The sequence below is a fragment of the Pseudobdellovibrionaceae bacterium genome (assembly GCA_023898385.1).
Lineage (GTDB): Bacteria > Bdellovibrionota > Bdellovibrionia > Bdellovibrionales > UBA1609.
The window spans coordinates 654,092-677,036 of the sequence record CP060220.1 but is presented as its reverse complement, the minus strand read 5'-3'; the positions used below and the strand labels follow the sequence as shown (position 1 = coordinate 677,036).

General features: G+C 46.2%; 13 protein-coding genes. 4 read left to right on the top strand and 9 right to left on the bottom strand.

Features of this window, described 5'->3' with window-relative positions; genetic code table 11:
- Nucleotides 1–661 precede the first annotated feature (661 nt).
- Nucleotides 662–2,017, top strand: coding sequence for a group II intron reverse transcriptase/maturase (gene ltrA / locus H6626_02730; GenBank protein USN48022.1), 1,356 nt, complete (start codon nucleotides 662–664; stop codon nucleotides 2,015–2,017).
- A 918-nt stretch (nucleotides 2,018–2,935) separates the two neighbouring features.
- On the opposite strand, the gene H6626_02725 is transcribed toward ltrA, so the two are convergent.
- The 3 genes from H6626_02725 to H6626_02715 all read right to left on the bottom strand — a co-directional run bounded on the left by H6626_02725 (nucleotide 2,936) and on the right by H6626_02715 (nucleotide 9,078).
- Nucleotides 2,936–6,136, bottom strand: a complete 3,201-nt coding sequence (locus H6626_02725; protein USN48021.1) for a PAS domain S-box protein — start codon at nucleotides 6,134–6,136, stop codon at nucleotides 2,936–2,938.
- 125 nt (nucleotides 6,137–6,261) lie between these two features.
- Nucleotides 6,262–7,503 carry a cation:proton antiporter gene (locus H6626_02720; GenBank protein USN48020.1) on the bottom strand — a complete coding sequence of 414 codons (1,242 nt, stop codon included), beginning with the start codon at nucleotides 7,501–7,503 and terminating at the stop codon, nucleotides 6,262–6,264.
- 513 nt (nucleotides 7,504–8,016) lie between these two features.
- Nucleotides 8,017–9,078, bottom strand: a complete 1,062-nt coding sequence (locus tag H6626_02715; GenBank protein ID USN48019.1) for a DDE-type integrase/transposase/recombinase — start codon at nucleotides 9,076–9,078, stop codon at nucleotides 8,017–8,019.
- Between the two features lie 205 nt (nucleotides 9,079–9,283).
- Here H6626_02715 and H6626_02710 point away from each other — a divergent pair, with 205 nt between their 5' ends.
- A complete protein-coding gene (locus H6626_02710) occupies nucleotides 9,284–11,278 on the top strand; it encodes a PD40 domain-containing protein (GenBank protein ID USN48018.1) in 1,995 nt (664 codons plus the stop codon).
- 40 nt (nucleotides 11,279–11,318) lie between these two features.
- Here the strand turns inward: H6626_02710 and H6626_02705 are convergent, their stop codons facing one another.
- The 4 genes from H6626_02705 to H6626_02690 form a co-directional block, all read right to left on the bottom strand.
- Nucleotides 11,319–12,137, bottom strand: a complete 819-nt coding sequence (locus tag H6626_02705) for a metal ABC transporter permease (GenBank protein ID USN48017.1) — start codon at nucleotides 12,135–12,137, stop codon at nucleotides 11,319–11,321.
- On the bottom strand, nucleotides 12,134–13,042 hold the full coding sequence (locus tag H6626_02700) for a zinc ABC transporter substrate-binding protein (GenBank protein ID USN48016.1): 909 nt from the start codon (nucleotides 13,040–13,042) through the stop codon (nucleotides 12,134–12,136). Before H6626_02700 ends, H6626_02705 begins: the two co-directional genes overlap by 4 nt.
- A gap of 13 nt (nucleotides 13,043–13,055) precedes the next feature.
- Nucleotides 13,056–14,087, bottom strand: coding sequence for a hypothetical protein (locus tag H6626_02695; protein USN48015.1), 1,032 nt, complete (start codon nucleotides 14,085–14,087; stop codon nucleotides 13,056–13,058).
- Between the two features lie 73 nt (nucleotides 14,088–14,160).
- On the bottom strand, nucleotides 14,161–14,457 hold the full coding sequence (locus H6626_02690) for a hypothetical protein (protein ID USN48014.1): 297 nt from the start codon (nucleotides 14,455–14,457) through the stop codon (nucleotides 14,161–14,163).
- Between the two features lie 151 nt (nucleotides 14,458–14,608).
- On the opposite strand from H6626_02690, the gene H6626_02685 reads away from it, so the two are divergent.
- Nucleotides 14,609–15,613: a glycosyltransferase family 9 protein gene (locus H6626_02685; protein ID USN48013.1), complete on the top strand. Its 1,005-nt coding sequence runs from the start codon at nucleotides 14,609–14,611 to the stop codon at nucleotides 15,611–15,613.
- Nucleotides 15,610–16,929 (top strand): hypothetical protein, encoded by a 1,320-nt coding sequence (locus H6626_02680; GenBank protein USN48012.1) that lies wholly within the window; start codon nucleotides 15,610–15,612, stop codon nucleotides 16,927–16,929. Before H6626_02685 ends, H6626_02680 begins: the two co-directional genes overlap by 4 nt.
- Nucleotides 16,930–16,972: 43 nt before the next feature.
- On the opposite strand, the gene H6626_02675 is transcribed toward H6626_02680, so the two are convergent.
- Together H6626_02675 and H6626_02670 are read right to left on the bottom strand one after the other, a co-directional pair.
- Nucleotides 16,973–21,286, bottom strand: a complete 4,314-nt coding sequence (locus tag H6626_02675) for a hypothetical protein (protein ID USN48011.1) — start codon at nucleotides 21,284–21,286, stop codon at nucleotides 16,973–16,975.
- Nucleotides 21,273–22,499, bottom strand: a complete 1,227-nt coding sequence (locus H6626_02670; GenBank protein ID USN48010.1) for a hypothetical protein — start codon at nucleotides 22,497–22,499, stop codon at nucleotides 21,273–21,275. Before H6626_02670 ends, H6626_02675 begins: the two co-directional genes overlap by 14 nt.
- Between the last annotated feature and the right edge of the window lie 446 nt (nucleotides 22,500–22,945).

The following is a 22,945-nucleotide window of genomic DNA, read 5'->3' as shown; positions in this document are numbered from 1 at the left end:
CGGTTCGATTCCTCATACCAAGAAATTTCCCACTCAAATCACGGATGCAACAAGAGTGATGCGAACCGAGGAGGCTAGCCTCCTGGACGGTACGAGTAGGATGGGAACGTCCCAGAAGGCCCCAACGCCACTGGGTAAAGCTTATCGCCGCCTTTGGATGGTGACATCGGGGGTGAAATTGCGATGGAAAAGTATCAGGAGGTACTCTGAGAAAGCCAAACCTATCGGCCCGAGGAACACGAACACTCTTAATGTGAGTTAATAGGAAGTTGAGTCTGTGCCCAAGCGTATGGTGGCGTGGAAGGCTACATCTTTTAGGGTGTCTGGTTGGGTGATCGTCAGGCCCCACTAACTTCGTGGAACTTAAAGCGATCACATCTTAAAGGACGGCTCCTTGCACAGAGTGCGGGCAGGTAGGATCGGATGTATGAGGATGATGTTAACTGGTGAGACCTGACTGGCAGGAGGTGGCTGGGTTGGTAAGCCACCCCACTCAAAAGCCGAACACATAAGGCAACAGAGGCCAGGGCAGGAGTCAGAGACACCCATAGTACTCAGAAGCTGGGGAAAGCCCACTACACTTCAAGGAGGATAAGGGGAAGGGGTTGTCAGGTTCAACGCAAGTTCGTTGTTCCACTCGTAGGTAAGGAGGAAAGTGAAAATGAACACAAATACCGCCCGGGCGAAGAAGCGCAAGTCCCTTCACCCGCAAACCATTCGAGTGCAACACCGACTGGCAACTCAAACAAAACAAGGGCGCAAACACTGGGATCTTTTCAGGTGGTTGTGTGACCCGTTCTTACTATGTGACGCCATACAAAGGGTGATCGATAACTCCGGCTCTGCCGGTCTCGATGGTCTGGGTGTGGAAGAACTTAAAGGTAAGGAATGGTCCTACGCCACGAAGCTTTCCAAACAGCTTAAAATGAAGACCTATCAACCAGGTCCGGTCCGCAGAGTCTACATCCCTAAAGCGGATGGCAGAGAGCGTCCCTTGGGAATACCTAACATCGAAGACCGGGTGGTGCAGACAGCTCTTCTCATTTTACTAGAGCCTATCTATGAGCAAGAGTTCCTGCCTTGCTCCTATGGGTTCCGACCGAATAGACGAGCCGTAGACTGCGCCGCAGATGTGGCAAACACGGTCTTCAAGTATCGCCACGTGCTAGATGCGGACATTGAGTCTTTCTTTGACCGCGTCTCACACAAAAAGCTCATTGGCATGCTCAAAGAGCAAATCGTCGATCCAAGAATCCTCCATCTTATCCACCAAATCCTCAAAACAGGATTTAAAGAGGTCAATAAACCCTGGCAGCCGACACCAGAAGGGACACCACAAGGTGGCCCCCTGTCGCCCCTGCTGGCCAATATTTACCTCCACTATGGATTGGATAAGAAAGTCGAGGATGTGAAAGCGCAAGGACTGGATATACATCTTTTTCGCTTCGCTGATGACTTCGTCATCGCGGCCAGAACAAAGAGGGATCTGGACCTTGCTAGTAAGTGGCTCAACTACTGGATGCGGGAAGTAAAGCTCACCCTTAAGGGATCAAAGACCACCAGGGTGAACATGAAAAACCGCAGCCGAAACCATGACGCCAAATTTACCTTCCTTGGGTTTAAGTTCCACTTAAGAGCATTCCGTGACAACCCCAAGCGTTTTTGGGTGGCCAGACAGCCCTCGGAGAAAGCCCGTAAGCAACTGCATCAGGCCTTAAGGAAAAAGCTTTTGCCCCACCACACTCTGGAGCAGGCTCGCAAGCTAGCAAAGGAGATATGGCTGGGCTGGGCCAACTACTTTAGGTACAGCAATGCCAATCGGGTATTTTACCGCGAGGTCAGGTCTGTTCACAAAGCTTTGGTGCGATACCTCAGACGCAAGTACCGCCAGCAACGACGTCCAGTGGCTTGGCGCAGGCTATGGCCACTATTGCGAAGTTTGAAGATCGGATTTCGCCCTGTTAGAGTCATTCCAGATTTAGTTCGCCAGAAACAAGTCCAAATACACTTGTTTTAAGTTGAAAGAGCCGGATGCATTCAACGTGCACGTCCGGTTCGGTGAGGGCTGGGGCTTCGCGCCCTGGCTACTCGGTTTTTTACTTTGAGCCAGTAGATCTTGATTTTAAAAATTCCCAGCAAGTTATTAAAATTAAAAAATAAACAGTTTCCAGCAAATTTGGCAAAGTCCATGCCGGACAAACCAAATCCAGCCCGAGTAAAATTCAACAATCGATTTTTTAATAAAAATGGCGCCTCCAAAGCACCGACACCCGAGCTCCAAACATAGTTTTTTTTAAGGATTCTGCATTCAACAATCTGTAGGATGGTGTATTCTTTTTTAAGCATTCGGATGATTAAACTTTGCAGTGGGCCTTTTAGGGGCATCGAGAAAGCTGTCAAATATTTTTATGAAAAATGCACCTGTCTTGACGCCTGGCCGCCAAAAGCTAACTGTCCATTGTATTCAGGTGGACCGGAGTAACACACGTGGTCCCATTAAGATAGATTCTGCCCAATTTCACTGTCTGCCCGGCCAGAAAATACTCCGCGTTGTATAGGATAAAAGTAACCACTGCGTAGTTCGCGTCTACACCCTGGACGCAGATGGTGGCATGCTGTCTTCATGACAGAGAAAAGCAAACCGTTAATCGACGAGATCGGCCAACTTCGAGCGCAATACTCTTTAATAATTTTTCTTTCACGTTTTCTTGTTTTTGACATTTTTACCGCCGGTTAATTTATTGGAAACCATTTATTCCATCAATCTTATTTGGAGTTGCTTAGGCATTTTACTCGTGAATTCATAAACTTAGCCAGCGAGAGCAACATAAAAGATCTCTAACCACAAATGAAGTTATGTGGAGCTACACATAAGGTCGTCACTACAGCATACTTTGTTATTTATATAACTGCGATCGAACACCTCAAAAGTCTATCAACTTTCAAGCTTCTCGATATATTTCTCAATCACACTGACGATTTGATTAAATTCATAGGGCTTAGGCAGGCATTCATTACATCCTGATTGAAGACATTTTTGTTGCTCCTCATTCATTGCGCTTGCTGTAATAGCTATGATCGGCGTTTTTATCCCAGATTTTCGAAGTCGACGGGTAACTTCGTTTCCATCCACGAAAGGCATATGGACATCCATAAAAATCAAATCAAAGTGACTATGTCTACCTTTGTCTTCGGCCTCTCTTCCGTCGTTAGCGAAAGTAACTTCAGCTCCAAGACCTTGCAGCACTGCTCTCATGAGGCTCTGAAGATCCTCTGAGTCCTCCGCGACAAGAATGCGCACTCCTGCAAATTTTTTAGCCGACTCTCTCAATAAATCAGTAAGACTTCCAGACTTTAGATTCTCCCTCTCAGCAGGTTCAGAAAGTTCATAGATGCCTCCGGGGACTATTTTAATGACAAAAGTACTGCCTTGGCCGGGAGAACTCTCAATAAGTGTTACATCTCCTCCCATGGCACGGGCCAATTTACGCGATAGTGTCAACCCAAGACCTGTGCCTTTATACTTTTTTGCGGCAGGGGACGTTGCCTGAAGGAACGGTTCAAATAGTCTATCTTGCGTCTCGGGGGGAATACCACTACCTGTATCCTGTACAGTAAACACGAGGGTTGGGAGCAGTTTCTTTTCGGAATTTTCATCAGCGGTGTGATTCTCGAGCCGAACCCTTACTTCGATTTTTCCCTGTGAAGTGAATTTTATAGCATTCCCTATGATGTTAAAAAGAATCTGGCGCAAACGGGTATCATCCGACTCAATAAATAGAGGCAGGGTGCCATCAAGATCTGCCATAAATTCAAGGCCTTTTGCCATAGCCTGACTCTTGAGAGTGGCAAACATCTCGCCCAGTTCCTCGACAAAAGAAAAGCGCACATTTTCGATTTCCGTTTTCCCAGCTTCAATCTTAGTAAGGTCTAAAATATCGTCAATAAGCTGCTTCAAGTGATGACTATTTTTCTGAATCCGTAGGGCATAATCAGCTTTTTGCTGTGCCGGTGAAAAGGTGTTAGTGAGTAACTCTGAAAAGCCTATTATTGCCGCCAAAGGTGTACGTATTTCATGGCTCATATTGGCCAGAAAATCGGTCTTTGCCTGACTGGCCGAATCTGCGGCCACCTTTGACTCCCGAAGGTTCTTTTCCACCTTTTTTCTTTCAGTTAGATCGGTCAAACTGGCCGAAAAAACTTGCTTTCCTGAAATTTCAATGGCGACAACACAGACTTCCACCGGAAATTCTTTGCCATCTTTCGAAATTCCATAAATCTCCTGTGTGCCGTTTTTTTGACGACGCTCCAGCAGTGATTTGAAATAACTCACCTCATTTTTGTAACACATGTCGGAAAACAGAATGCTAGTCTTCCTACCAACGAGGTCAGCATGCTGATATCCAAAAAGTTTTTCGGCTGCCAAATTAACGAGAACTGTAGCTCCCTCCTCATCTGAAATCACCATGGGTGCGGGAGAAGAATCCAACAAAGCTTTTATTCTCTCGCCATATTTACGCTCAGTAATATCCCGTTCAGTTGTTGCAACAAACTCGACAACACCCTTTTCATTTGTCAGCGCCGTAATCGTCAGCCAAACATCTAACGTGCGTCCATCCTTCGTCAATCGCTTTGTTTCATAAGACGAGATCACGCCTCCACCTATGACCTTTTGCAAACACTCCAATTCCTCTTTACGTTTTCCTTCAGGTATGATGTCTTGGATATTCATTTTTACGGCCTCAGACTCACTATAGCCGTACATGCTTTTGGCACCTTTATTCCACAAAGCGATTCTTCCCACTGAGTCTTGAATCGTCACAGCGTCGTAAGAATCCCGAATAATCGTTGCCAACAGGCGCTCTCGTTCAAATTCTGACGTTTTAAATGCATGAATATCTTCAAATGAGACGACGACACCGTCGACTTTATTGTCGGATGCTCTGTAGGGATGAATATTCATCGAATACCAATACCCTTCATCGTCACAAACTTGTTTCATCTGAGGCACCATAAGATCAACAACCGTTGCCGATAATTCTTCGAGGTCAGAAAGCTTAATTGAGAGCTTGATATCTCTAATCGAGCGGCCTACGTCGGCAGAAACCAAGCGAAATAACTTTGTTGCCGGCTGGGTGAAACGTCGAACACAGAGCTCAGCATCCAGAATCACGACGGGAATGCGAGAGCTAATCAGAATGTTATTGAGATCATCATTGATATTAGCGATCTCTCTGTTGCGGCAATGCAATTCTTCGACAAGGGCACTCAATTCTTTATTGGACGACTGGACCTCTTCTCTTGCGGTTTGCAATTCTTCATTGCTTGAGAGAATTTTTTTATTGAAAGATTCAAGTTCCTCGTTGGCTGCTTCTTGTCCTGCAATTATTTCGTGAAGATTTTCTTTGGCTTTAGTCAGCTCCTGCACGAAATTCAGTTCATGTTTTACTGGTGGGTGTTTGGACAAATGTTCGAGTTCTTCAGCGATCTTTTCAGCTGGCAGAATCAAATCGATGCATCCCGTTGCAACCGCTCTTCTGGGCATACTCGCGTAAGCTACTGAAGCTTCATCTTGTGCATAGGTAAATCCACCCTCTGCACAAATGGCCTTGATGCCTTCTGATCCATCTGAGCCCAAGCCTGTAAGAATAACACCGACGGACAGATTTTTTTGCTCTTGTGCTAACGAACACAAGAAACAATCAATGGGCAGATATTCAGCCTTTGGAACTTCATCGCGAGAAGTCACTTTAAAGGCTCCTTTTTCCAACTGAATGAAGGTGTTTGGAACCATCACATAAATATTATTTGGCTTAAGAAGCATTCCATTAGAAATCGCCGTCACTGGAATTTTTGTCGTATAAGAAAGCATTTCTGGTAGATTGCTTGAAGCATTTGGATCAAGGTGTTGGATAAAAACAAAGGCCATTCCGGTTTTCTCCGGAAGCCGTTTAAACAGTTCGGAGGCAGCATCAAACCCGCCAGCTGAAGCTCCGATGCCGACTACGGGAAATGACAATGACTGGGCATCGCTCGAACCCTCACCCTGATCGTTAGACTCGGGGTTTTGCTTTTGAATCCTTTCAGATTTTAGTGGAGACTTTTCATTCCTCGATAAAATTTTCTTTTTTCCCATGGTAGCCTTTGGTGCCAGTAGCACATCTTGGCATAGATTGGGTCAAAAGTATTTGTTTATTTCCTAGACTCAACAAAAGTAACGCGGCAGCAAACAAAGACTTAACTATCAACAGATAGTTACACCTAGATACGTTCTGCAACATCCTTTTCTTGCAGAAGCCGCTTCAATGCAAAAGGAGTAACAAGCGTGGTCACCAAAGCCATTGTCACAACTGCCGAGAAAAGCTGACTCACCAGTGGTGGCGTAGGAACTGGATTAGTGAGAATTCCCGCCCTGAGTGCGACATCTACAACAATGAGCTCCACTGAACCTCGGGCATTCATACCAAAACCTATGGCAAAAGCCTCGTTTCGTTTAAACCCTGCAAAATACGCTGCTCCTCCGCACCCGACAATTTTACCGATGAAAGCCATAAAGATAAGAAGTGCAACAAATGTGGGAAACTCCCAAATGGCTTCAAAACTAAACCGCAAACCCACTGAAACAAAGAATATTGGAGTCAAAAAACCATCTGTCACACCAGATATTGCCTTCTTCAAGTCTTCGTGCCGTTCACTACTAACTATTTTGGGTGTGACAAAAAACAGACCCGCTACAAATGCTCCAATAATAAAGTGGAGACCAAAAAACTCGCTGAGAGCCGAAAAGGCTAAGCCGAATAACAACAGAATACTAAAATCAAACTGCCGACCCTTGAATTTGTAAAAAGTCTGATTCCAAAATCTCGGATAAAAGAAGTGACCTATCAGAACAGTAATAACAACAAAAATAGCTGCGTTGCCTATGATCAAAGTAATTTGCTCAAAGGTGATGATTTTTCCTGTCGAAACAACGCCGGTTAGAGCGGCGAGCAGAAAGAGGCTGAGGAGGTCGTCATAAATGGCTGCGGAGGCAATCAGTCGCCCCAAACTAGTATGTTGTTGTCCAATGTCGGCAAGTATTTTCATTGTCACAGGCACTGCTGTCACCGCGAGACAGATTCCGACAAAAAACACCTGTGCCAATTTATAGGGCGAATCAGGAATATAATATGATCCCAAAGCTAAACCAAGACCAAGAGGCAGAACAGTTCCAAAAAATGCCACAGACATAGATTTCAAAGAAGAGCTAGTCAGTTCTTTCGGAGCCATTTCAAGGCCGGCCTCAAGCATCAAGAAGAAAATAGCCAGGTCTGTAACGAGAGTGAAAGCATTGTTTTCGGAAATATGAGACAAAAAAGGAAATATTTCGGCATAGTGACGGGCAAACAAGCCAATTAGTATTCCAGCTGAGATTTCACCGATCAACGCGGGCTGCCCTACAATATTGGCTAACTCACCCAAGCTTCGCGCCAGAAAAAGAAAAATTAATAGAATAAACAACATGTCCATGCCACTTAGGGGCTGCAAGACAGATGCCATGAAATGAAAAGACCGGTGATCGTGATCGAAGGCCTCAGGCGATCTGTAATATTAAGTCGTCTTTTCCAATATCTTCACCAAGGCGAAGAACCATACACATCCAAAGATCACGCCGACTTACAAGAGTAATTTTACTTCGCTCAATCATTTAGTGGTCTCCTTGTTGTTTGTTTTTAGACGAGCACCAACGAGGAGATCATTTTTATTTTCTCGACGCCACCACTTATCACTCTTGCGAACAACCACTTTTCGACGACTCGATAGAGCTTTCAATTGATCTTGGTGTTCTTTTAAACACCGAGGACACTATCTCGTTGGCTTGGCATTGTGAAGACTTCCTTGTCACCTGCACTTAAACTTCGACCCGCAACAATGGCGCAGCTATTCTCAAATTGATGCATAAAAAGTGAGCTGTACAGCAAAAATAACATACAGCATACAGCAAAAATGTAGACTGCGGTTGATGGTGTCAGTGACTTAGGCTGCCTTCATGGTTGTCTCACTTTGGGTATCGGCAGCCAATAATTTTTCTTTAGCCCCGGGTTTTAGCACTTGAGGGTACTGCAAGAGGTACTCGTTAGCAGACTTCCATCCGAGAGCTTTTCGGAGCCGCCAAGAGTTTTTCCATTGGCAATACTGTTCGAGGTATTCATTAAGCTGTTCGATGTTTTGCGGTCTTGCTCGATGGAACAACTCTTCATCGTCCATGCGGTGTGAACGCTCTACAAGCCCGTTAAGCTCTTTTTCTCCTGGAGGTATGAGTCTGTGCCTGATGCCGTGTTCATCGCATAGTTCATCCAAAATATGCGGCAAAGGATCGTCGATTCGTGAGACAAATTTATTCGTAAATTCCACGCCATTGTCTGTCTGAGTGCTGGTTATCCAAAAAGGCACTGCTCTTAGTAGTTCAATCATAAAGCGTTCAGTCTCCCAGTGACCATAACCTTCATAGGCCCTCTTAAACTCCCACCTCGATGCGTGATCAACGAAGTTATAGACGTAACACTTCTTGCCGTTTTCAAGGAGCGTTGTTTGCCAATTAACATCGATCTGCGTGTGCACTCCTGGCAACTCTACCTTCACAACGGTGGTGTGGCTAGACGCCGGCTTTGCACGCCTCTTAGAGCCCACAAGGCCCGCGTTCTTCAAAAACCGATGGATACGATACAGTGACAGCTCCACTCCAAGGTAACGTTTGAGGTGGGCTTGTATCACCTCAGCGCCCCAACCACAGAGTTTGCGCCATCGCCTGATGTGATAAGCCGTCCAGCCAGTGATGTCCTGTGCTTGTCGCCCTGGTGCCTTTCTTGGCGTTAGTTTTCTGTGTCCACCCTCGAGGTAACTCTTTCTCCAGCGATAAACAGTACGGCCAGATTTACCGATTTCCAGACCCACAAGTTCATAGTCTAAGTCCGAAAGGTTGCCAGAATGTTCCCTTTTAGCTAGCTCTATCAACGCAAGTAGTCTCAAAGTGAGAATCTTATCTTTTTTTCGAAATTTCTTGGCTTCTCTTCGCAGTTTATCTAAATTAAGACGCATTGCTAACTCCTTGTTCTTCTTGGTGTTTCTTAATTTGAGACTTTAAATTTCACCAAGAAGACTTGGAGTTTTTCAAGTAAAATCAACGTTTCCCGCCATTTCACTGACAAAATCAACCGAAGCCTAAAGCATACAGCAAAAATAACTAAAGTTATTCACCGCATCAGACGATACTAAGTATATCAATTTTAATGGAGCGCTTAATATGGAGGCAAAATGTCGTCCTACAAAAATGGAACGTTACCGCAAAATGTCGTCCTACAAAAATGGAACGTTACCGTCACGTTGCCTCTGGTCACTTGTTTTTGGCCTCACACTTTCTATTTTCGGCTGCCAGCTGGCCGATAACTCCATTCGTGGGCAGGTGAATGCCAGTACCGATCCGGGCCCTCTGCAAGTATCGAGTCTTACAAATGCCATCTATCCTGGCGAAAACCTTACCTTAGCTGTCTCCGGCGGAAAACCACCCTACCAATATGCTTTAATTGAAGGCAGTGGTAATATCTCACCCACTACCGGTGTGTTCACAGCCAACAACACCCTTGGCGAAAACACCGTCCGAGTGACCGATGCTTCGGGCGCCTCGGTCGATTTAGTTATCTATACAGATCCCAAAAAACTATTGGGCGACAGCGATGTGTCAATCAATTTCGGCTCAGGTATGCAGATTGAAACCGACACCCTTTGGATCTTCGCTCTAGACATTGATAACGACGGCAACATGGATCTTGTAAGTCAAAATAAAACCTCTGGCCAAACCCAAGTTTATGCCTCCTATCCGTACGTGAACATCCACCCCTTCGGCAACACGGATACAATAAAAGAAATCCGTATGGGAAACAGTTTTTTTGACTGGAAGAAATATTTTTTAAATACAGACACGGGATCGGTGATTGACCTTGAATCTTACTTTACTCCTGCAGATGCGATCTACTTCCCAGAGGTGACTGACGACAGTCTATACATTTTATTTCTTGCCGATATCTCCGGTGATGGAAGACGACTTTTTATGTTACCAACCGATGGAAGCAGCGGGCCCGTTTCACTGAATAACTCTAATTTCACTCCTGGAGACCACACTCATGAGTTCAAGTTAACGCCCGATCAAACCAAAGTTGTCTATTCTTCCAATCAAGACGGTCATTCTGGATATTCTGAACTTTTTGTGGTGGACTTGAGTAACCCCACAGTCGTGACACCGCTCAGTGCCGACATCGGTAGCGGCGGGCCGAGAGTGACAAATTTACCCAACTCCTTTCGCATCTCACCCGATGGTCAAAAAGTGGTGTTTTCAGGAAATGAATCCACCTACTGTGATCTGTTTTCCGCCAATATTGATGGCACTAATCATGTCAAATTAAAAACGGGCTCCGGCAATACCTATGATCCCTTGAGTTCCATGATTTTCAAATCTGATTCAACTTCAGTTATTTTTACGGGTGATTTTGAAGTGAGTAGTCGCGATGATCTATTCACAGCCACGATCGGCAACGCGGGCAGTGGCGTACGCATCAATCAGGTGGGCGACGCTGGAGGTTTTTTGCTTTATTACGGTTCTTCGCCGGCCTATGTACTGTCAGGAGATATCTACACTTTCACAATCGGCAGCTACGATAGTCTTGTGGCCGTCACCAGCACAACGGCCTCGCTACAGTTTCAGTCAATGAAATTCAGCCCCAATCTAATGAAATTTTCTGTTCTCGGCATCACTGCCGGAGTCTATGAACTTTATGTCTCTGACTATGGTGTGGCCGGCGGCACAAAAATGCATGCCAATCTTCCAAGTCATGCTAGTGTCGCCTCAAATTATAACTGGCTCAGCAACTCATCAGGCGTCATATACATGGCTGATGTCGCCATCAATGGAAGATACCAACTGTTTTTCGCACCAACCGACGCTAGCGGGGAAGTCGATCTGACCGAAAACCTGTTGATTGATGGTAGTGTCTCCGATCATTATTTACTTAGCGATGACCGCATCATATTTATCGCCAATCCCGAAAATGGCAAAGCTCAAAGCCTATACATCATGAACCCCGACGGCACGGGCCTTAAAAAACTCTCTGGACGAACCACCCACGACGGTGAGCAGATCACTGCGCTCGAAATCGCCGCTGACGAACTGAGTCTCCATTATAAATCCGATCGATTTGTCGACGGCGTCTATCAGCTGTATGAGCTTGCCATTCCGGCACCATGACCTTCCCTAGCAATTCATTTGAGGCGGCCGACTAACAACCTCAATAACCCCCTACCCGCACCTGCAGCCGGCCCATAAATGGCAAAAGCAGAAGGGGCACCACAGTAAAACACACCACCAAAACGGCCCCTGCCGGCCAATCTCCTAAATAACTCATCACCATGCCTAAAATACTAATAACAAAACCAAAAGCCCAGCCGAAGATAAGACGACCACGAATTCCACTTTGAAAAAACGTGCTTACCAGTGCTGGCACAATCAAAAATGAAAACACCAACAATATACCCGCCACTCCCACTGACGAGGTGATCACTACACCAAAGAGAGCAAAAAATAAAAAGTCCCATTTCGCATTCTTACTCGACCGCCCTGCAAAACTCGCCCCTAAAAGTTCTTTTCTAAAATAATAGTGAACACCGGCTACAACCGAATATATGGCCGCCGTCTTAATCACATCCGCCCATGTTACCCACAAAATGTGGCCCACAAGAATTTCTTTTATATGTTCAGCACCGTGAGAGAGGTTGTTCACCACCAACACCACCGAAGCGGACGCCAAGGCATACACTATTCCGATTAAAACCTCTTGGGAGATCTTTTCTTCAAATTTCCTAGCCCATGCAAACAGTGCCGCCACGGCAAAAGTGTGCGCCAGTGAGATGAAGTAGCTCCCCGTGGAGTGATGCTCAATTTCAAAAAGGAGTGCCACCGTAGATCCAAGTCCTGCCACTTGGGCCAAACTCAGATCTACAAAAATCACACCCCGCTGCAAAACGTGAAGACCCAAATAGCAATGGATCCCCACAAGTACCAAACACATAACAAAGGGGGGCAGAAAAAAATTGATGACCTCCATCATATGGAATCCTCAATAACACCCACAAGCCTGTCATAAAGATCCACTAACGACGAAATCTCCTGTTCTCCACCCACAGATACGGGCACCACCTTCACGCTCATGCCACTGACATCCTTGGCCACTCGTTTAGCTATGGTAGGGTCAAAGTAATTTTCAACAAGGGCCAACTTAACTCCCGCCTCTTTTGATTTCTTCATCACATCAAGAATATGGCTAGCCGTTGGAGGAATGCCCGGCTTGGGCTCTAAAATGGAAATATTTTTGATGCCAAACCTAGAAAAAAAGTATGTCAGGGTTTTATGGTAGGTGATCACTCGGATCTCCCCTTTGCCTTGCAAACGCTTCTGCCAACTTTTTATGTGTTTTTGCATCTTACTTGAAAAACTATCGAAATTTGTCTTGTAATACTCTGCATGGGCGACATCTAACTCTACCAGCTTGTCTCTTAATTTCTCACCCACAATGACGGCATTTTCTGGATCCAGTAGAAAGTGAGGATTTCCTTCTGGATGAACATCACCGTCGGCCCGACTGATTTCACCTGATGGCTTTTCTAGTGTCTCAATGAAGGTGCCGGCCACAAAGTGGCCCTTTTCCCCTTCACGTATTTTTGGATTTCGAGAACCACGAACAATCAGCGGTAACCACCCCACTTCAAGATCGAGCCCCACAGACACCAATAGATCTGCTTTGGCAGCTTTGAGCATGTATGAAGGCTTCGCCTCGATGTAGTGAGGGTCTTGCGTTCCACGGCTAAAAGACTCCACCTCTACTTGATCTCCGCCCACACTCTCCACGAGGCTTTTCAAATTTGTTGTGGTGGTCATGACCTTTAACTTTGCATGGCCTTTTCCTGGCACTAAAATCAAGCTTAACAAAAGTAAGCGACTCATTGATTGTATCATTCGACACCCTCCACTAATACGCATGGGCTGGGTGAGCCCCAATACTAATATTCAACTGTAAGCTGAGGCGATTTTCTTTCTCTGCCTGATTATCATCTAGTGATTCATACTGTAACCGCACGGCTTGAAATTCAGTGGGAACAAAACCTAACAGGGCCGTGTGACGATAGGTGGGCTCGGCGCCGGTTGAATCTACAATTCCCAAATGATCATACCGATACTGCACCCACCACCGTTCAGCCATTTGGTACTTCAGATAGCTTACAACACCCGAGAGTTCGTTGTCTGCAACGCCTCGACGGTTTTTACCCAAGTACTCAGCCCCCCACTCAAAAGATGTGTACTTTCCTCCTTCAATCGGACGCCATTTAAATGTGACATCCGCCCCGTAAAGGTCCGTGATCTCATCACTGTCATTTTTTCCCACGGCGCCAGAGAGTCCGAGTTCGAACGTGGCCGAATCAGACCATTCCCAAAGGTTTTTAAAATGCGTCACATAAACTTTTTGATTGCGCTCGGCCGGATTAAATAGATCCGCATTTTCTCCCTGAACATACTCCAAAGAAACCTCACTGTACCATGGCAAGGGCATCAGTCCGCTAAAACCCACTCCCACCTCTGAAAAACCCTCGTCTCCTAAAATAGCCACATTCTGTAAAGGAGCATTAATGAACGGATAAGCATGGGTGTGCAGCTGATTGTGTTTACCCAATGGCATCTTGGATTTTCCCACCTTCAAGGTGACACCTGGTATTTGTAAACTTTCAACAAAAGCCTCTTCCGGCTCAATGCCGAACTCACCGGCTTCTTTCTCAATGGCTAGTAACACTTTGGCTCGAAGGTAGGCATCCACGTCAGAGCTCAATTGTAACTCGGCCTCTTGCAAAGCCATTCCATCTTCTGACCGGTCCCGCTCCGATGACTGACCTAAGAACAACACATTGACTCCGATGTCGGGATTAAAAGCCTTCCCCCTTGATTTCATGCTCTCTGCACTAGCAAATGTGTTTAAAAACAAAACCCCAAACATAACGATCCATTTCATGACAAAACCTCACTAGAAAATCATTTCCGTCCCGCGATCCACAGGACAATAGCAATATGCAATTGATAAACGACTAAAATAGGAATGCTATTTGAATTGGGGGCGCGCGAGGGCGAGAAAGTCGGCATTCTGGGTTCAAGCCGGGTGCAACGATGTCTTTGGTTAAAATCAGGCCGACTGTGGCCAAAAGCGGCACTTCGGGTAGAGACACCTCTGCTGGCGGCTCCATTTTAGGCAAATGGGCTTGCACTTCACAAATGTCACAGGGATGTCCCGCCGGCTCAACACCTAAATCCCCTGCGTGTGCCAGACCATGCATCTGCAACATCAAAAATGACAACAATAAAAGCGTGGACAGAAGTTTTGCCATACAATCTGATAGATAGTTTACAATAAGTTGAGAAGCCAAGAACAATTGATAGATACGCTGCAATAATCTTTTGCCGCAGCGTGCGTAAAGATCGGGCCTTTATCTAGATCCTCCCATCCGACTTGTGTTAGTCTGCTCGCTCGTTAAAACTATGAAACACAAATTTTTAATCATTCGATTCAGTAGCTTTGGAGATATCGTACAGTGCATGGAAAGTGTGCGCTGGCTAAAAAGAGACTTTCCAGATGCCGAAATTCATTGGCTGACTAGGGCCGACTTTGCGGCCTGGCTGCAAGCCCAGCCCGAGATTGATCGCGTGTGGAGTGTGCCCACTGGCTCAGGATTTAGGGCTCTGCTTGAAGTCGCCCGAGTTTTAAAACAACAACAGTTTCCCTATGTCTACGACGCCCACAGCAACTTGCGCTCCCATCTTGCAAGTTTAGTCATTGCGCCATGGTTTCGAAGAGCCTTTGGATTATTAAATTTTGTCCGGCGCCCTAAAAATCGACTGCAACGCTGGCTGCTTTTTAAGTGGCATTGGTCACTACTGCCCAAACCATTTAAAGGGGCTGATTCGTACATTCGCCCCCTTCACTCCTGGCTAAAATCTACCGATCCCATCACCACACCGCCAAGGCCAGCCTGGGTGACCCGCCCTCAGGTTGAAAAGTCAGCTGCGCCGCTTATCGCTCTGGCCCCGTCGGCGGCGTGGCCACTTAAACGATGGCCGCTGTCTCATTGGGTTGAACTCATAAGACGACTCCCTGATTGCCGCTTTGTAGTTTTAGGTGGTCCAGCTGATGAGTTTTGTGCTGACTTGGCCAGACTATATCCCGCACAAGTTCAGAATCTCGCAGGTAAGCTCAATTGGTCGGAAAGCTGCGCCACTATTGTCCAATGTGATCTCGTGATCAGTGGTGACACCGGAATTATGCATGCCGCAGATTACCTTCATATTCCCACTCTGGCGCTGATCGGACCCACCGCCTTTGGCTACCCCGCACAGCCCACCTCCCACGTGATCGAACTTGAGCTTTCATGCAAACCCTGCTCAAAAGATGGACGAGGCCAATGCCACAATGAAATATTTCAAAAATGCCTACGGCAACTCACGCCCCACCAAGTTTCTCAAAGAGCCCGGGAGGCATTGCTTTGATTCAGTGGATTTCTAGTCAACTCTTTCTTCTTGTTCACCGATTTCTAGTGATGCCCTTTGCAGTCACTTTGGCTTTTTTTGTGGGATTTCCATTTTTTGATAAAGTCAGAAAAGGCATTCAGATGCGAATGCCCTTAAATGGAAAGCTGCCCTGGCTGAACTTTTCTAAAAATACTCGCCCCATATGGATTCACTGTGCCTCTGGTGAGTTTGAATATGCCAAACCGGTCATTCGTGAGCTAAAGCGAAAAAAGCCAGCAGTTCCGATAATGGTGACCTACTTTTCTCCCACCTTCGCAAAGGCCATCCACAAAGACCCCTTAGTGGATATGGCTACTCCCCTGCCCTGGGACTTTCCAGGCCCCCTTCGCGCCTTTATTCGGCATCATCACCCAAGAGCCTTGCTCATTGCTCGCACCGATCTCTGGCCGGAATTGCTAAGGCAATGCCATGCCGCCCGTGTCCCCACCGGACTTTTTTCGGCGACTAAGAATTTAAACAAAAAAACGCTTCCCGGAGTGAGTTTTTTTAAAAAATGGCTCTACAACCAAGTGGATGTCATTTTCTGCAATACAGAAAGCGACCGTGAAGGCTTCAAACAAGCGGGCGTAAAAACTCCTGTGCAGGTGGCCGGTGACACTCGTTATGACCAAGTCAGTTATCGACTACAACATGCAAAACCTGTGAAAAATCAGCTTCTCAAAACAAGCACTTCTTCTTTCACTCTAGTAGCTGGCTCCACCTGGCCGGCGGATGAGGCCCACTTATTGAAAGCCACTGAGTCTCTGATCAAAGACAAAAAACTCTATCTGGTTATGGCTCCCCACGAGCCCACTTCAAAACACCTGGATTCCCTCAAAGCTCTGCTCACAAAACATGGGCTCAGATTCAGACTCTACACAGAAACAACAGAGACTGATGGGATCAAACCCGGCGAAGTGCTGATTGTGGACACCGTGGGTGTATTGGCTGAAATTTACTCTTTTGGAGATTTGGCTTTTGTGGGCGGGTCATTTAATGGGAGCGTCCATAGCATAATGGAGCCACTGGCTGCAGGCTGTATGACCTTTGTGGGGCCCGACATCAAAAATAATCGCGAAGGACTGGAGTTTAGCCAATACCCCTTGACTCCCTCCCGCTCACTCATGGCCGTGAATGTGTGTCACTCAGTCATGGAACTAGAGAAAAAAATTCGCGAGGCCTTGGACGATCATCCCCCCATAGAAAAATGGAAACAAACCCTAAAGGACGCTGTCCAAAAAAAACAGGGGGCCACGCAAAAGGTGGTCGACTGGTTGTCGCCCCATTTATCGTGACCCCCCAAGTTGGAGAGAGATAACTCTTCTTCACGGAAGAGAACTAATAGTTGCTCCTTGGCACCAAGTCCCAACTGTTTTTAAAAGACTCATCAGCAAAAGAATCCACCGGCAAATTGTTCCATGGATAATTAAAATACTCGGGATGGCCGAAGTCGTTCCGCCCCTCACCTATGGCCGTATATAGACCTGGGAAGGAGGGCAGCACACTTTTATAAACATCACTGAGCTTGTCTATGGGCCACTCCTCGGAGGCAAATGTCGGATCAGCCCCCAATAGATTGTCTAAAGTAAATAAACTGCTACTGGTTTGGTTAATGAGCGCAATGAAAGCTCGAAAATCACGAACGCCCCTTAATGCCAAAAGCCATGGGTGGTTATAAAGATCACCCGGATCCAGCATATCTCCATCGGTAAAATGCTGAGTGAAATAATAATAGCGTTCGTCCACAGGCAGCGGCCTATCATCGATGATTTTTCCCGAGCATATAAAAAGACCCGGTTTTTTAAAATCGTTTCGAGTGCCAGACGCCTCTAGCTGCTGGATCAAACGTCGCCCTTGCGGAGAGTCTTCCACAAATTGATCATTCCATCTGAGTGTCACACATTTTTCATATCTTAGTAGCTCCACATCTAAAGCCGCCATCTGGGTCACCAAAAAGGTTTGCGCTGACACGCTGACACCGTCACCATGGCTTCTTCGCTCACTGCGGGTCCAGCCCACTCTCGCCCCAAACAAACGATCAAGGCCTAAAAATGCGGGGAGCCCACCACTTAAGTTGGATCCATAAGAACTGTCGTGGGACACGCTAAAGCTAGATCCCACGTTAATATTCATAGACTTACCGCCTTTAAACTTGTATCGACCCGTGCGCTCCACTCTGTACCTTCGCGTGATCGAAAAGGGGCTTTTCGAGCTATCTCTTCGCAACTGGCACTGAAATTTAAACTCATTTCTCAGCCAGCGTGGGACCGTATTGAAAAAGTCCCACTTATCTTTTTTGACCAACCCTATATTGTCGTCAACAATCTGATCAGCGAAGTACTGACAAATCCGATCACCCATTGCTGGGGATAGCTCCAGATTCTCTACTAGATTCTCCAGATCCCCGCGACCCACTTCAGATGTCTTTGTTTTGAATGAATTCAATTTTTCAACAAGGGCCTCGGCTTTAACTGTGTTCTCATCGGTCTTTTTTAAACATGCACTCAAATTCAGATCTTTTAAGTTCTCTTTTGAGAGCGGTCCACAAGTGTATTTTTTTAGATGTTCTCCACCGAGCGAAACAAATTTAGTATTTGTAAAATCTAGAAAGTTATAAAGCAGCGACTCGATGGTCATAGTTCGATAGTAATCCTTAACCATCTGCTTTTTTCGCTCAATCAGGTCGTCTACATTTTTGTCCACCAAATGCCTGATCGATCCAAACAACTCTGAATCTTCGTAAACACTATTATCAATTTGATCAGGGTCGAATTCCAACTCATTACAACCGTCGTTTCCACTTTCGCAAAAAATCTCATCCAGATTGTCTGTGGGCCGCATATGAGAATGGTTACTGTTGTGGATGAGCGTGATCGGACCAACAAAGGTTCTGCGATCAAGCCCTGAGTCGAAATCAATTAGTGATTTTAGATCGATCACAGGTGCGGCCGGATTCACGGTAAAATCATTTAAAGTCAGGCTTTTGATGGTCTCCGCCAGGATATCATCACAAATGTAGAGCGACTGATAATGCTCATTCAGTTTATTCTCATCAATGAGGGGCTCACCCAAAAGTTTTGATTCTTTTTGCTTTTCAAGAAGCTTACTTTTATCCTCTGACCACACCTCTCGATTTGCCGGATGCATTCTTAAGCTCTTGATAAGTTCAGACAAAACCGCGCGCTTTTCTCGCATAAGGGTTTTTTTCACGTCAGCCGGAGCTTCTCGGAAGGTTTTTAACTCATCCATCACCGCCAACAACTGATCTTTGAAATCCGGAGTTTTTTGAATCAAACACTCATCAAAAGCCTTCCGATCTGGCGAGTCCTCTTTCATTTGATCCATAAACTGATCAATTTTTTTGTTGGTGATTTCATTAAATACATTGGCCATTAACAATCGAGCTTCGTCGATGGTCTCAAGTTGAATCAAAAACTGAGATCGAATTTTCATCAAACGCAAGTCTCGCATGGATAGTTCCACAGGAGTAATAATATGGCCATCTTGCACCCTCACAAGCTTTTGCACGACGCTGATATGCTCTTTCACTTTCACTTGAGCACCGGTTTTCGTCGTGTACCGATCTTGAGAATCTCCCACTTGAGTTTCATCCGTGTTTACGTCTGGATCTGCCACATACTCGTGGGTGCCATTGCCTTCCCGGACTATCTGAATACCTTTGGAGGCAGGATCCAAATAGTCTTTTTGCATGGCTACTTTCATCAAGTAAATTCCGTCCCGCAGAGGCTCCGTGGCCCGACGACCATTGACGATGCTACTGTACCTCAAAGCCTTCGGATAAAGCTTTAATAGCACCGTCTTTTTCACCTGAAGGTTCATAAATTCATCAATATCGTATAAAAACCGAATGGTTTGATAAGTAAATTCATAGAGCAAAAATCTTGAAGGTGTCTTTTCCCGTTTCTGGATCGACTCCACATAATCAGGCAACAACGCTCGCTCATCGGCCCCGAAGGTCCATTTCTCATCCCAAGGGTTGACAACCATAGTGAGTGTTTTGCTGAAAGCTTTTCCCGGTTCGTTTCGCGACCGGCGCTGGGCACTTTGATTGGTAATTATCGCCTTTGGGAACACATATTGTTCCGGTTTATAATACTTATGGACGTGTTCATCCATCCAAGTGAGACAGCCTTCATCGTCTGTTTCTCTTGGCAACACTCGCGGATCTGGATCTGGCTGAACCATTAAGCCTGGCGCCTGATACCGGATGCGCTCAATAAAAAACCCTTCATTGCGCACCGGCCGACCTGTCAGACTGTCCACAATACACGTCTTCACCCGAAACATCACAGTCCGAGTGGTCGCTGTTTCTCCGGTGCGAATGGTTTGAAACCGAACGTCCATGGTTTTAAAAATATATGGCTCAAGATTAAAGGCCTCACGGGCTTCTTTGAGCGCCTTTACACTATTTGTCGCTTCAGAAAGGTAGCGATCAAAATTAAACGAGGCTCTTTTGTTGGCATCGTAAGTGACTTCGCTCAAAAAGGGGCGCGCTCCACCCTCAAGCCTGTCAATGCTTCCTAATTTATAAATCCCCTCATAAGATTTAAGGGCCACGGTCGGCGGAGTATCCACAGCCTCCACCCGTATAGCCACTTCAACGTTGCTGCCCACAGCCCAATAGGCCATCCTCGCCTTTATCGGCACCCGTAGTTTTCCATCAGCAGCCAGCACTTCACCAATGGCCGGAGGCGCCCCAGGCGTTAGAATCATGCGCTCACAGCGGCAATCACCCATTCCTGTTGCCACAAGATAAGCGTACACTCGAAACCGACCGGCCCCAATGGACTCAGATTTCGTGCGACCATCCATGCCCTTTAGCATCACCACAGGTCGCATTTCCAGGTTCATTTCAATATCAATACCACCAATACCCATGGACTTTGACTGAAGGTGAAAATCCTCATCTGAGCTTGCCTCGTGTTGCAAAGCCTCACTGTTGTTAATGATATGAGCCTGCAGGTCATTCATCCAAAGCTGTTTACTTTCAGACATCATACTGACAACAGGGGTGTCGCTGATCAGGCCCTGTGGTAAATTCTGATCTTTTAAAAAAACCACTTCATCCTGACCCCGACCACCTCGATCAAGCAACCATGGGTTTATGGCAAACTCCACATCTAGCTCGCCAGGCGCATTGCCTACGTTTTTGATGGTGCGCTTTTCTCGAAGGTACTTTGGATCGTTGTAGATGGAATACAGATAGGGCTCAGTCCAGGTAAAACAACCTCGCTCGTCGCTTTGAACATCAAACTCCATAGAAGAATTGGACACCACAAACTTTTGAGTTCGCAGCGGTTGCTGATTGGCCGTCGATTTCACACAAGCGTAGAACGTAATAAATTTGTATTCAGGAATCTCCCACAAAGTGCGACGCTCTTGAGCCGCCATTTTCAAAGACCCATCCACCGCTGACGCCAATGAGGGCTCCCACTCCGTGATTAACCCTGGTCGACTAGATCCACCGGCCTTTTCAACAAAAAAGGTGGCCACAGGCTGTTGAGACTGACCTTTTCGCGTCTGCTCATCGACGTTTTTCACTCTGGGCTGCCAACAGCCCGATAAAATAAAAAAGGCCGCTACAAGTGCCGCGAACATAGAGGCCTGTTTTTGTTGACTAGAAATGCACATCTAAGGTCTCCAACATCACACTAAAACCCTCTAAATCATCGCGAACAGAGTCAGGGTTGATCAAATCGGACTTCACGTAAGAAGAGGCCAACTTAAATCCAAGTTCCACAAATTCCACTTCCAAATCCCACTGCTGCCCGTAGCGATCGTTATGACCAAAGCCACCGGAAGCATAGTAGGCCGGCGTCACATCGGATTCCACAACAAACCATGTCACAGAAGGGCGAATTCTATAGCTTTGTATACGATAAGAAGAGGCCAGATGAAGTTGTTGACCCTGATTGCTTTTTTCTGGAGCACTCCCGTTTCTTATCCAAAATCCGCCAAGCTCCAATGATAACTTGTCATTGAGTGCCGTGGCCGCATCCAAAGCAATAACACCACCATTAAATCCATCAATAAACTGAGTGGCCGGATAGGATTGTCCGTTGGTGGTGTTGCCGCGCAATCCGCTGTTAAATGCCACTTGTGACGGCAACCCATCAAATTGGTACCCTAACCAAGAAAAACCCACTCTTGTATCGGCATTCCAGTTGTATGTCCCCTTGATTTTTTGAGTGAACAAAGATGGAATGCCCTCTTGCTCTGAAAGATCAGCGGTGGTTGACTGAGAAGTGGGAATAACTTTTTGGATTTGATAATCAAATCGCCAGTCGCGAAAAAGTCTTGAATAGCTTAAACGGGCTCCCGGAAAGGCCAAACTCTCAGATATCAAAATGGGAGTTTCCAAATACTCCTGGCTAACAGCTCCCGCCTGCAACTCTGTGTAGGGAAACAAATCATAGCTCACAACAAATTCTTGGAAGCTGATCTTATCTTCTGGCTCTTCACTTAAACTATACTGTGCTTGCGAACTGTTCGCCTTGGCCAGAGCCTGCATTTGAATTTTAAGATGATTGGCTAACTGATACCGAACCAACGCTGAGGCCCTTAAATAAGTGGCCGTCACATGATCTAAACCCGATTCTTCGTATCGACCACCAAGACTCAAACTCCAATATCCCGACCATGGCTTTTGCGGACGAACCAGCGACAACAATCCCAATCCCAAGTAGGAGTTTGATGTTGTTTCAGTCGTCGCTAGTGAAGGTGTTGAGATACACATCAACGCTAAACTCAGCAGCATTGCCAACTGAGAAAGCGAACGGGCGATTCGGCGAACCTTGGCCCTGTTCCAAGCAAAATACCGGAAAACAGACCTATAACTAATCACTGACTCCTCTCTCTCCAAAATCGTCAGTACCTCATTTGAGGTTCAAAATTCATACTCACGGCAACACCCTGTAAGCCCCTAAAATCGCAGCGTTTTCCTACACCTTGAGAGGGCTCAGTGACAATCCTCGCCTCCACAATTGCCGCAAAGCGGCTGCAAAAACTAGGTCTCACCCGAGAGGAAGGGGCCGCCGCCCCCCCCCCCCACACAGGCCCTCTAAGCACAGTCTGCGAGCCATTAAGCCGACACAGAAGAATCTTGTCAAAACATGCCCCGTATATAATTTTCAAGTCATAACTTTCGAGAATATTTTGCAGACTTAGCACTGGGGAATCTTCAAAAAAACCTTGGGTTTCCAGAAATTTCTATATGTGCCATTTGGCAAATATCTCATGAAAATCTAATGGGGCAAGGCATTGACCACTTAGCTGGGAACCCACTGTAAA